This window comes from Lysobacter capsici (assembly GCF_014779555.2).
In the GTDB taxonomy this organism is placed as follows: domain Bacteria; phylum Pseudomonadota; class Gammaproteobacteria; order Xanthomonadales; family Xanthomonadaceae; genus Lysobacter; species Lysobacter capsici.
In genome coordinates, this window is record NZ_CP094357.1 from 2,936,370 (window position 1) to 2,948,906 (window position 12,537).

Annotated in this window: 7 protein-coding genes; all 7 read left to right on the forward strand. The window is 65.0% G+C overall.

Annotated features, from left to right (window positions below; translation table 11 throughout):
• The first annotated feature begins 92 nt into the window (after positions 1 to 92).
• The 7 genes from tssE (at position 93) to IEQ11_RS12330 (ending at position 12,224) form a co-directional block, all read left to right on the forward strand.
• The gene (gene tssE / locus IEQ11_RS12300; protein ID WP_056115180.1) at positions 93 to 581 is read left to right on the forward strand and encodes a type VI secretion system baseplate subunit TssE; all 489 of its coding nucleotides are present in this window, start codon (positions 93 to 95) and stop codon (positions 579 to 581) included.
• A 13-nt stretch (positions 582 to 594) separates the two neighbouring features.
• The gene (tssF, locus tag IEQ11_RS12305; RefSeq protein WP_191820603.1) at positions 595 to 2,430 is read left to right on the forward strand and encodes a type VI secretion system baseplate subunit TssF; all 1,836 of its coding nucleotides are present in this window, start codon (positions 595 to 597) and stop codon (positions 2,428 to 2,430) included.
• On the forward strand, positions 2,394 to 3,482 hold the full coding sequence (gene tssG / locus IEQ11_RS12310; protein ID WP_096414551.1) for a type VI secretion system baseplate subunit TssG: 1,089 nt from the start codon (positions 2,394 to 2,396) through the stop codon (positions 3,480 to 3,482). Before tssF ends, tssG begins: the two co-directional genes overlap by 37 nt.
• Before the next feature lie 122 nt (positions 3,483 to 3,604).
• A complete protein-coding gene (tssH, locus tag IEQ11_RS12315; protein ID WP_191820604.1) occupies positions 3,605 to 6,376 on the forward strand; it encodes a type VI secretion system ATPase TssH in 2,772 nt (923 codons plus the stop codon).
• A gap of 294 nt (positions 6,377 to 6,670) precedes the next feature.
• Complete coding sequence (locus IEQ11_RS12320; RefSeq protein ID WP_191820605.1) at positions 6,671 to 9,484, forward strand: type VI secretion system Vgr family protein; 2,814 nt, start codon at positions 6,671 to 6,673, stop codon at positions 9,482 to 9,484.
• Between the two features lie 30 nt (positions 9,485 to 9,514).
• Positions 9,515 to 11,620, forward strand: coding sequence for a M35 family metallo-endopeptidase (locus IEQ11_RS12325; protein WP_191820606.1), 2,106 nt, complete (start codon positions 9,515 to 9,517; stop codon positions 11,618 to 11,620).
• On the forward strand, positions 11,586 to 12,224 hold the full coding sequence (locus tag IEQ11_RS12330) for a hypothetical protein (RefSeq protein ID WP_191820607.1): 639 nt from the start codon (positions 11,586 to 11,588) through the stop codon (positions 12,222 to 12,224). Before IEQ11_RS12325 ends, IEQ11_RS12330 begins: the two co-directional genes overlap by 35 nt.
• The last annotated feature ends 313 nt before the right edge of the window (positions 12,225 to 12,537 follow it).

Genomic DNA, 12,537 nt, shown 5'->3' on the forward strand with positions numbered 1-12,537 from the left:
ACGACGCGGCGGCCGATCACAGGTTCCAGGGAATGGAAGCACGGCCGCAGGTTCCGCCAGGACAGGCGCCGACGAACGACAGGAAGCGCGAGATGAAAGGATTCGAACCCAGCCTGCTGGAAAAACTGTTCGACGACGAGCCCAAGTCGGCCAGCGCCGGACGCATCTTCAAGTCGATCTCGGTCGACCAGTACAAGGAATCGGTGGCCCGCGACCTGGAAGGTCTGCTCAACAGCCGCGCCGCCTTCACCGAGGACGAACTCAAGTCGTTTCCGAATTGCCAGCGCTCGCTGATGACCTTCGGCCTGCGCGACTTCTCCGCGCTGAGCCTGGCCAACGCCTTCGACCGCGCCGCCATCTGCCGCTCGCTGGAGCAGTCCATCGCCCGTCACGAACCGCGCCTGCACAACGTCCGCGTCGCGCTGGAGAACCACGCGCGCAGCGCCGGCGGCCTGCGCTTCGCCATTCACGGCTTGCTCGATCTGCACCCGGCGCGCGAGGCGATCAGCTTCGATGCGATGCTGCAGCCCAATACGCTGCAGTACTCGGTCGTGCGTCAGCGCCGGGTCGCGGCGGTTTGAACAGGACGGGCTGATGGAAGATTTGCTGCCTTTTTACGAGCGCGAACTGGCTTTCCTGCGTCGCTACGGACGCGATTTCGCCGAGCGTTACCCCAAGATCGCCAGCCGCCTGCTGCTGTCCGCCGACGGCAGCCAGGACCCGCATGTCGAACGCCTGATCGAATCGTTCGCGCTGCTCAGCGCGCGGGTGTCGAAGAAGATCGAGGACGACTACCCCGAGTTCACCGAAGCGCTGCTGGAAGTGCTGTACCCGCATTATCTGCGGCCGTTTCCCTCGTGCTCGATCGCGCGCTTCGACGCCGGCTCCGGCCTGGCCAAGCTCAGCGCGCCGGTCACGATCCCGCGCGGCACCTTGCTGCATTCGCGCCAGGTGCGCGGGGTGAGCTGCAAGTTCCGCACCGCCTACGACGTGGTGCTGGCGCCGATCCGGGTGGCCAAGGCGAGCTTTCGCACCATCGTCGAAGCGCCGATGACGGTGACCTTGCCGCAAGGCAGCGGCGGGCAGATTTCGCTGTCGTTCGAATTGCTGGGCGATCAACCTTCGCTGGCCAAGCTCGGGCTGGATTCGTTGCGCCTGTTCGCCGACGGCGAGCCCTCGTTCTGCGCCGCGCTGCGCGACACCTTGACCATGAACCTGCGTGCGGCCTACATCGAGCCGACCGGCAGCAACCGCTGGTACGCCTTGCCGAAGATTCCGCTCAGCGAGGTCGGTTTCGCCGAGAACGAATCGCTGATCGACTATCCCGAGCGCTCGCATCCGGCCTACCGCCTGTTGACCGAGCTGTTCGCATTTCCGGAAAAATTCGGCTTCTTCGATCTCGACCTGAAGGCGCTGCGCGCTCATGCCGGCACCGCTTTCACTTTGCATCTGATCGTCAAGAGCGCGCCGCTGGATTCGCCGGTGTCGCGGGTGCTCGAAGGCCTGAGCTCGGACAATATCGGCCTGGCCTGCGCGCCGGTGGTCAACCTGTTCGAACAGCATGGCGAGCCGATCCGCGCGACCCATCGCACCGCCTCGTATCCAGTGATCGCCGACGCACGTCGCGCGTTCGCGTTCGAAGTGCATTCGATCGACTCGGTCAAGCGCGTGCGGCAGACCCCGCAGGGCGAGAAGATCACCGAGTTCCGCCCGTTCTATTCGCTGCATCACGGCGAAACCCCGGACAAGACCGGGCAGTACTGGCTCGCGCACCGCGACGATCAGGTCGCGCGGGTCAGTCCCGGCTACGAGACCGAACTGTCCTTCGTCGATCTGGATTTCAATCCGGTATTGCCGCAGACCGACATCATCAGCCTGGAGCTGACCTGCAGCAATCGCGATCTGCCCACGCATCTGGCCTATAACGTGCAGGGCGGCGATCTGACCATGGAAGGCGGCGGCGCGGCGCGTTCGATCAGCCTGTTGCGCAAGCCCAGCCGGCCGCTGCGGTTCGAGCGCGGCCGCGGCGTGCAGTGGCGGCTGATCTCGCATCTGAGCCTCAACCACCTGTCCCTGACCCAGAGCGGCCTGCCCGCGCTGAAGGAGATGCTGCGCCTGTACGACACCGCGCGTTCGGCGGTCACCGCGCGCCAGATCGAGGGCATCCTCGGCCTGGAGCACAAGGCCACCACCGCGTGGATGCCCGGTCGGCATTTCACCAGCGTGGTGCGCGGGATCGAGATCCGCCTGACCATCGACGAGCAGTACTTCGTGGGCACCGGCGTGGCCGCGTTCGCGAAGGTGCTCGACCACTTTTTCGGCCTGTATGTGCATGCCAACAGCTTCACGCAGCTGGTGCTGCTGTCGAGCCACGGCGGCGAGGTGTTGATCCAATGTCAACCGCGAAGCGGCGAATCGATCCTGGTGTAGCCCAGCAGGTGCTCACCGAGCCGCATCGCTTCGAGTTCTTCCAGGCGATGCGGGTCCTCGAGCACATGTTCACGCGCCAGGGCATGGCCCAGCGCGATGTCGTGCCGACGCGGCTGCGCTTCGGCAACTCGCTGTCGCTCGGGTTTCCGGCCAGCGAGATCGAACAGGCGGTCGGCTACGACGAGCAGGGCATTGCGCTGGAAACCGCCGAGGCGATCGACGCGGCGGTCACCGCGATGGAGATCTCGGAAGTGCGGGTCACCCCGGCCTTCACCGGCCTGCTCGGCGTGGCCGGCGTGCTGCCGCTGCATTACACCGAGACCATCGCCCAGCGCGAGATCTACCAGCGCGACCGCACCGCGCGCGCGTTCCTGGACATGTTCACCAACCGCGCGGTGGCCCAGCACTATGCCGCGTGGAAGAAGTACCGCCTGCACGTGCAGTACGAGTTCGACCGGCGCGAACGTTTCCTGCCGCTGATCCTGTCGCTGGCCGGGGTCGGCCTGCACGCGTTGCGCGACCGCATGGTCGATGGCGAAAGCGACGTGTTCGACCAGGCGATCGCGCACTATGCCGGCGGCATTCGCCAGCATCCGGTGTCGGCGGTGTTCGTGCAGCGGATCCTGTCGGATTATTTCCAGGCGCCGTTGCGGGTCGAACAGTTCGTCGGTGCCTGGTACGTGGTGCCCGAGCAGCAGCGCACGCGACTGGGCCAGAGCAATGCGCAGCTGGGCGCCACCGCGCTCGCCGGCGAACGCGTGTGGCAGCGCGACCTGCGCCTGCGGCTGTGGATCGGGCCGCTGGACCGCGAGCGCTTCCAGCGCTTTCTGCCCGGCGGCAGCGCGGCGCGCGCGCTGGCGAAGTGGCTGACCCTGCTGACCGGTTCCACCCTGGAATACGAAGTGCGCCTGATCCTGCGTCAGGACGATGTTCAGGGCGTACGCATGGACGAACACAACGGCGCGCGCCTGGGCTGGGACAGTTACCTGTGCTCGCGCCCGGCCGACAGCGACCGCTCGGATACGCGCTATCACATCCACACCTTGCAATAACGCGATCACCGCCTTCAACGGAGCTCATACCGCATGGACCGCCCACCTTTTCCAACGCCCCGCCGCAGCGGCCGCGTAACCCGCGTCGCCCCCGTCCATCAGCCATCGCGGACCCTCGACGCATGAGCATCAATCTCAAGACCCTGATCAGCAAGCTCGACGACACCTGCCGTCGTTCCGCCGAGCGCGCCGCCAACCTGTGCATGGCGCGCGGCAATTACGAGGTCGATCTGGAGCATCTGTTCCTGGCCTTGCTCGAACATCCGCAGTGCGATGTCGCCTTGATCGCGCAGCGCAGCGGCATCTCGGTGGATTCGCTGCGCCGCGATCTGGAAACCGAGATCGGCCGGTTCAAGACCGGCAACACGCGCACGCCGGTGTTCTCGCCGCACCTGCCGACCTTGTTCGAACACGCCTGGCTGATCGCCTCGCTGGATTCGCAGACCAGCCGCATTCGCAGCGGCCATCTGCTGCTCGCGCTGTTGACCGAGCCGGGGCTGGCGCAGCTGGCGCTGCGCGGTTCTGCGCAGTTCGTGCGGATCAAGCGCGACGAACTCAAGCACGACTTCGCCAAGCTCACCGCCGGTTCGTCCGAGGCCGGCGACGGCGTGCGTTTCGCCGATGCCGAACATCCGCAAGGCGACCAGGCGCAGGGCGACGCCGCCACCGCCGCCGATGCGGCGCAACAGGGCGGGCTGTCGAAAACCCCGGCCCTGGATCAGTTCACCACCAACCTGACCCAGCGCGCTCGTGACGGTCATCTCGATCCGGTGGTCGGCCGCGAATCGGAGATCCGCCAGGTCGTCGACATCCTGCTGCGGCGCCGCCAGAACAACCCGATCCTCACCGGCGAAGCCGGCGTCGGCAAGACCGCGGTGGTCGAAGGCCTGGCGCTGCGCATCGCCGAAAAGGACGTGCCGCAGGTGCTGCAGGGCGTGGAGCTGCACACCCTCGACATGGGCCTGTTGCAGGCCGGCGCCAGCGTCAAGGGCGAATTCGAGAATCGTTTGAAGAACGTGATCGACGAGGTCAAGAAGAGCACGCATCCGATCATCCTGTTCATCGACGAGGCGCACACCATGATCGGCGCCGGTGGACAGGCCGGGCAGAGCGATGCGGCCAACCTGCTCAAGCCGGCGTTGGCGCGCGGCGAACTGCGCACGATCGCGGCGACCACCTGGGGCGAGTACAAGAAATACTTCGAGAAGGACGCCGCGCTGGCGCGGCGCTTCCAGGTGGTCAAGGTCGAGGAACCCAGCGAGCCGATCGCCGCGGCGATGCTGCGCGGGCTGGTGCCGTTGATGGAGAAACACTTCAACATCCGCGTGCTCGACGAAGCGATCACCGAAGCCGTGCGCCTGTCGCATCGCTACATCAGCGGACGGCAGTTGCCGGACAAGGCGGTCAGCGTGCTCGACACCGCCTGCGCCAAGGTCGCGCTCGGGCAGAGCGCGACGCCGGCGATCATCGAGGACACGCGCAAGCACATCGATCGCCTGAGCGCCGAGCTGGGCGCGCTGCATCGCGAAGCCGCGTCGGGCGCCATGCACGACGAACGCGTGGTCGAGCTCGAGTCGCAGCTGGAACAGTCGCGCAAGGTGCTGGCCGACAACGAGGCGCGGTTGTTGCAGGAAACCGAGCTGGCGCAGCGCATTCAGGCCCTGCGCGGCGAACTCGAAGTCGCAGCCACGGCCGCAGCCGCGGATGGCGCTGCCGCCACGGCCGTGCCGGCGGCAGACGATGCCAAGCCCGCCGCCAAGGCCGCCAAGGGCAAGGGCAAAGCAGCCGCGAAATCCGTCGACCCCAAGCACCAGGAAGTCAACGACCTGGTCGCGCAATTGCGAGCATTGCAAGGCGAAACCCCGATGGTGCCGTTGCAGGTCGACGGCACCGTGGTCGCCGAGATCGTCTCGGCCTGGACCGGCGTGCCGCTGGGCCGGATGATCAAGGACGAGATCCGCACCGTGCGCAACCTCGCGCCGATGCTGGCCGAGCGGGTGATGGGCCAGGACCACGCGCTCGAAGCGGTGGCCCAGCGCGTGCGCACCGCCAGCGCCAAGCTCGAAGACCCCAACAAGCCGCGCGGTGTGTTCATGTTCGTCGGCCCGTCCGGCGTGGGCAAGACCGAGACCGCGCTCGCGCTGGCCGACATCCTCTACGGCGGCGAGCGCAAGCTGGTCACCATCAACATGAGCGAGTACCAGGAAGCGCACAGCGTGTCCGGGTTGAAAGGCTCGCCGCCGGGTTATGTCGGTTACGGCGAGGGCGGCGTGCTGACCGAGGCGGTGCGGCGCCAGCCCTACAGCGTGGTGCTGCTCGATGAGGTCGAGAAGGCGCATCCGGACGTGCTGGAGATGTTCTTCCAGGTGTTCGACAAGGGCATGATGGACGACGCCGAAGGCCGCGAAATCGACTTCCGCAACACGCTGATCATCCTGACCTCGAACGTGGGTTCCTCGCAGATCATGCAGGCCGCGCTCAACAAGCCGGCCGAGGAGATTCCCAAGGCCGACGAACTCGCCGACGCCTTGCGTCCGGTACTGATGAAGTCGTTCAAGCCGGCGTTCCTGGGGCGCCTGAAAGTGGTGCCGTACTACCCGATTTCCGACGACGTGCTGGCGCAGATCATCGCGCTCAAGCTGCGCCGCATCCGCGACCGGGTCGCGGCCAACCACAAGGCAGTGTTCGAGTGGGACGACAGCCTGGTCGAGGCGATGCTGCAGCGCTGCACCGAAGTCGATTCGGGCGCGCGCAACGTCGATCACATCCTCAACGGCACTTTGCTGCCGGAGATCGCCGAGTCGGTGCTGGCGCGGATGGCCGAGGGCAGCAAGATCGAGAAAATCAAGGTCAGCGCGGCCAAGAACGGCGAGTTCAAGTACAAGATCGCCTGATCGCGGCAGGTCGCCGCGCCGGGCCGCCTGTGCGGTCCGGCGCAGGGGGCAGGGAAGGGCGGGACGACGGCAACGGAGGCGGCCTCGCCTGGACCCGCATCCGCGTGCCGCCGGACGGCCAAACCTGTCCCGCCGCGACAGCTGAGACCGGACAGGGCTATGATCGGCCGGTAAAGGAATCGCCGGCCCCGTTCGCGGGGTCGGAGCCAACGTAGGGGATGCTTCCCGAAGGCCACGCCGCCGTTCACGGCCGCGGGCAGAAGCGTCGCCCAGGAGACTGCAGGAGGCAGAGCCATGGACGTCCTCGCCACACTACTCAGCGCGCTCAGCGCGCCCCGTCAGCACGAACGCTTGTTGCGGCTGCATACGTCGCTGGGCCCGGACGTGCTGATCGCCGAATCGCTGGACGGCCGCGAATCGCTGGACGAAGGCGGCTTCCGTTTCGAACTGACCGCGTTGTCGGTCGATGCGCACCTGGACCTGAGCGAGCTGCTCGGCCAGCCGGTGCGGCTGGAACTGATGACCGCCGATGCGGTCGGCGATCTGCGCTGCTTCCATGGCCACCTGAGCGCGTTCGAGCGCATCGGTAGCAACGGCGGCCTGGCGCGTTACCGGCTGATCGTCGAGCCGTGGCTGGCGTTCCTGCGCCAGCGCGTGGATGCGTTCGTGTTCCAGGACATGACCGTGGTCGAGATCGTCGAGTCGCTGTTCGCCGACTATGTCGGCCAGGGCCGTCTGGCGCCGGCCTGGCGCTGGGATCTGGCCGACCCGTCGGTCTACAGGAAGCGCAGCCTGACCTGCCAGTACGAAGAGTCCGACTACGACTTCCTGCATCGCCTGCTGGCCGAGGAAGGCATCCACTACCACGTCGAACACAGCGATCAGGCGCTGGCCGAGGACGGCGCGGACGCCGACGGATCCAGCCTGGGCATGCACACCCTGGTGCTGGCCGATCACAACGAGGCCTTCGCCGACCTGGGTTCGATCCGTTTCCATCGCAAGGACATCACCGAACCGGGCGACAGCGTCGAGCACTGGTCGACCGCGCGCCGCTGGCAGACCGCGCGGCTGCAGCGCAGCAGCTGGGACTACCGCAGCCTGGGCCTGCGTCCGGCCGAGGCCTTGGGCAGCCACTACGGCGAAGTCGCGCCGGAGGACCAGGACATCGGCGGTCCCTACGCCTATCCTGATCGCGCCACCGGCGAGCGTTACGCGCGTCAGCATCTGGAAGCCTTGCAGGTCTCGGCCGACACCGTGCAAGGCGCCGGCAGCTGGCGCCGGCTGCGTCCGGGCGGCCGTTTCGTGCTGACCCAGCATCATGCCTACCGCGACGCCGACAGCGGCCGCTTCACCTGCCTGAGCGTGCGCCATCGCGCCCGCAACAACCTCGGCGCGGAGGTGTTGGACCTGGCCGAAAAGCAGCTCGGCCCGGTCACCTTGGCGGTGCCGGTATTGCCCGATGCGCTCAGCGGCCTGGCCACGCCCTCGCACGAAGGCTTCGCGCCCGATCTGGGCGAGGCCGGCCCGGCCGTCGGCAACGACGCGGCCGGTGGCGAAGGTTTCTACCTCAACAGCTTCGACGCCTTGCCCGCCGCGGTGCCGTATCGCAGCCGCACCACCGACGGCCATGGCCTGCGCCTGCATCCCAAGCCGACCGTGCACGGCAGCCAGACCGCGATCGTGGTCAGCGACGGCGCGCCGCTGCAGACCGATCGCGATCACCGGATCAAGGTGCAGTTCCCGTGGCAGCGCGGCGGCGACGCCAGCAACCGCCTGGCGCATCCGTCCGGCGACGACAACGCGCCCGGCCTGGGCCAGGCCTGGACCTGGGTACGCGTGGCCGGTCCGTGGGCCGGCGACAACTGGGGCGGGGTGATGCTGCCGCGCAAGGGCCAGGAGGTCGTGGTCGCGTTCCTGGAAGGCGATATCGACCGGCCGGTGGTGATCGGCACGGTCTACAACGGCCGCGGCCAGCTCGACGCCGCCCACAACGATGTCAGCGGCGGCGCCGGCGGCGCCACCGGCAATGCCGCCGCCTGGTTCGAAGGCAACGAACACCCGTCGGTGTTCACCGGCTTCAAGACCCAGGCCCTGGCCGAAAGCCAGGGCGGCAGCGGCGGCTACCAGCAATTGAAACTGGACGACACGCCCGGCCAGGGCCGGGTGCAGGCCAACACCACCCAGCACCTGAGCACCCTGGCGCTGGGCCATCTGAAAGGCGGGGTCGACAACATCCGTGGCCAGGAGCGCGGCTTCGGCGCCGAGCTGAGCACCCAGGCCGGCGGCGCGCTGCGCGGCGGCGCGGGCCTGCTGCTGACCACCGAGCCGGGCACTCACCACCTGACCGCGACCTTGGCGCAAGCGCAACTGAGCCTGAGCGAACAGCTGATCCAGACCCTGAGCGAGGCCGCCCAGACCCAACAGGCGATCCTGCCCGACGACCCGAAGGAACTCACCGCCCAGACCGCGCTGAAGGCGACCCAGGACACCATGGCCGCGACCCAGACCGGCAGCGCGCCGGGCGAAGGCATCGGCGGCGGCGACGGCAGCGCTCCGGGCTGGAGCAACCCGTTGCTGCTGGCGAGCAGCCCGAAAGGCATCGTCAGCGTGACCGCGCAGAACCAGGTGTGGGTGTCCGGCACCCAGACCGTACTGAGCGCCAACCAAGACCTGCAGTGGCTGAGCCAGACCGAAAGCGTACTGGCCGTCGCCGGCGGCATCGCCTTGTTCACCCACGGCGGCGAAGCGCCGAGCGGCAAACCGAACCAGGAGCGCGGCATCGCCCTGCATGCGGCCAAGGGCGCGGTGAGCCTGCGCGCGCACAAGGAGCTGGCGCGCGCCGCGGCCAAGACCAGCGTCAAGGTCGCCAGTACCCAGGCCGATGTGCAGATCGCCGCGCCGAGCAAACGCCTGCTGGCAACCGCGGCGGGAGCCTATCTCAAGCTCGAAGGCGGCGATATCGAACTGGGCGCGCCGGGGACGATCGAGTTCAAGGGGACGCAGCGGGAGTTGACAGGGCCGAAGAGCGCTCACAACCCAGTGGTCGAGTTGCCCAGTGCCGATATGAAACCTTTGACCAAAGCTAAGATGTTCTGGTTCTCAGGCTGAGTCGGTAATCAACTACAAGGACGTTGAATCATGGAATTAATTCTGTTCCCGGTGCGGAATCTTGCGGTCGGCGCCGCACCGACGACGCTGGCGGATATGATCAACTACGCTGCCGCCGCTGGCTCCGGGACGTTTCCGGTCGCGCAGAACCACTATTGGCACGGCGGACTGCACTTCAAGACGCCGCCCGCGACGGCGACGGGCGGCTTCGCGGTGCAGGCCGTAACGCGCGGCAGAATCGTTGCATACCGACTCAACGACGACTGGCAATCCTATGAGCCGGTTCCAGGGACGACACACAAATTTTCATCGAGCTTCGTGTTGATCAAACATGACCTTGAGCATAACTATCGCCCCGATCCTTCTCCCACCGGGGTGAACGAAAAGCTTTTCAGCAAGTATCGTTTCTATTCGTTGTACATGAACCTGTTGCCAAAAGCCCAGTTGGAAACGAAGTCGCGGCTACCCTGGTTCTTGTGTTCCGACAGGCTCGATCCCGCGGTCCCCGTCGGCAAGCGGGGCATGGAGGGAGTCTATCAAGACACCAAGAACGGAATGATTCGCTTGCAGATCGGCGCGCACTCTCATTGGGTGCCACGTAATCTCGTCGCGACACGAACGGTCGCGGGCGCGTTGAAGTATTACCTGACCGATCCGCTGGGCTTTAGTTACAACCGCGACCCATCGACATTGAAGCCCGGGATCCGCACCAATACCGTGGTTCCCTGCAATATAAGGGTCGAGGCTGGCGACATTATCGGCTATCCGGGCGGCGTGACCGTCGCAGGAGCCTTCATCGACGAACTTCTGCATTTCGAAACGTTCGTTCGTGACGCCGATATCGGCTTTGCCGACAACAGTCCGACCTATATCTATGCAGGCAACAAGACCCGGTCGGGCAAGATCGCATGCGGAGAGTTCTCGAGGGACTCCAGCACGCCTGCCACACCGCCGGCCGCCGCCACGCCGCCGGTTTGGAGCACGCATTACAACATCAACACCGAGGTGGGCAGCACATCGTCCACGCACTATTTGTTCACTCCACCTACGACGACGCTTCCGGGCACCACCACGCTGAAGGTATACAGCGACATGGACTGGAAGCAGGGCCCGAAGCCCTGGCTGTTCTGGCGCGGGTCGCAATTCCTGAAACCCAATGGCCATGTCGATCACGCGAAGACTCTGCCGACGGCCTCGCAAGCGGAGCGATTGGCGGTAAAACAGCGAACCGAGTGGAGCTCAGGTGACTTGCCGGGCCGGTTCGCCGAGCTGCAAACCGGCGAGAGCGGATTGCCGGCCCTCGCCGCAGCAGAGTTCACGAAATTCATCGCTCATGTGCGATCGCAGTGCTTCTGGGAGCAAGTTCCTGGCTTGCCCGCTCCCAACACCGTGTGGCATCCCAACCCGTTGTATTTCCTCGCCCAGTTGCGACGATGCCTGCTGCCTTTCCATCACGTCGAGCCGGCTGCGTTCAATCGATTGGCGCAACGCACTTTTACCGAGTCGCTGCATTTGCTGGATGAGCGAGATCAGGAAATCGTCGCCATGGGTCCGGCCATGCAGGCCAGATTCCTGAGATGGTTCGGTTATTCCTCGTCGTCTCCGCCGCTGGTGGCCAGCACGCTGGTGGCAATGAGCCATAACGCGCCCACTCCGATTCCACACGTGGCGAATCTGGCCGGGGCGGTCGCGCATGTGCGCGCGGTGATCAGGAAAAGCAAAGCCGCATTCCAAAGCAGCCTGCGCAACAAGAATTTGATGCGCGGTTTCTCGGTCGCCGATTACGAGAGGACCTATGCTTACGTATATGGAACGGATATCGCTTCAAAGCATATTCACCTTTGCCACGCGTTCCTTGGCACCATGGCGCCGATCAACAATTCCGTGCCCCTGAACTGGAACAATGTGGTGAACACGCTGCTGCATGAATGCTCGCATTTCACGGATATGGGGGGGTTGAAAGACCTCTCCTATACGGATTCGACCGGTGCTAACGTTGGTCCGTACGGCGTTGGCGATTGTGTAAAAATGGCTCAACAATTCCCCAGCGCCGCATTGCTGAATGCTGATAATTTCTCGTTTTTCATGACGGATGGTATGAATGGAACGGCAGATCGCTTCACCTATTTGGATTAGCCGCGGACTCGTTCTTTTTCTGCTTCTTTCGTTCGCCGAGGGTTCTATGGCTGCCACTGAATACGCTGACCGGGTTCCCGCTTTGACGGAGTTGGCAACGCCGAAAAGCGGTGGTGCATACACTGAGCGCAGCTATAAAAGCCCACTCGTCGCCGAGCTGGTCTTGGGCGAGGAAAAGGAAGTGTTGACCTTTTGTGCTCGGATCCGCAATGAGACGTCGTTCGCGTGGTTCGTTCCGCGCCACGACTATTTCACGCGAGGCAGCTTCCACATCTACGACACGAAGGGCATTCGGCTCGCCACGTATCCCGACTATCAGGGAATCGGCCGATTGAAGCTGAGTGACGATATGTTCGGCGAGATCAAGCCGGGTGGAGCGACCGATATCGTTGCCCGCCTGCCGCTGCAAGAGGTGCTGGCGCAGGTCCATGGCGAAGAATTTATGGTGCAATTCATCAATGGCGCCGTCCCACCCGGGCTGGTAGAGCAGTTCATGAATCAACGTCAGGAGTTGGTGTCGATCGCGCTCTCTTCGAAGCGGGTACGCGCGCGTTGTACCAAGCAGGGTGACGAATATCGATGTACATTCTCCCCCGAGGGCTGACGAGAACCGAAAGAAGCTCCGGCATCAGGGACGTTCGTCTCGTCTAAAATTAACGTGCAAAAATGCATGGCGCAGATAAAAAACCAAGAAGGCGCTGATGCTGCTCGCAGAGCAGTTCACATGCGTCGGCGGAGCCGTTGCGGCTCCGGCGTTGATCACCGATCCGCAAGCTTCGGCGTATGCGGCCCTAAAAAAAGCACTATCAAGACCCGCTGATACAGTCCGATATAAATCCGGATTATGTGCTGAGCGCCATGGCGCATATGCCCGTGTCGAAGACCGATCGGATAGGGTATCACCCGCGGCGGAGACC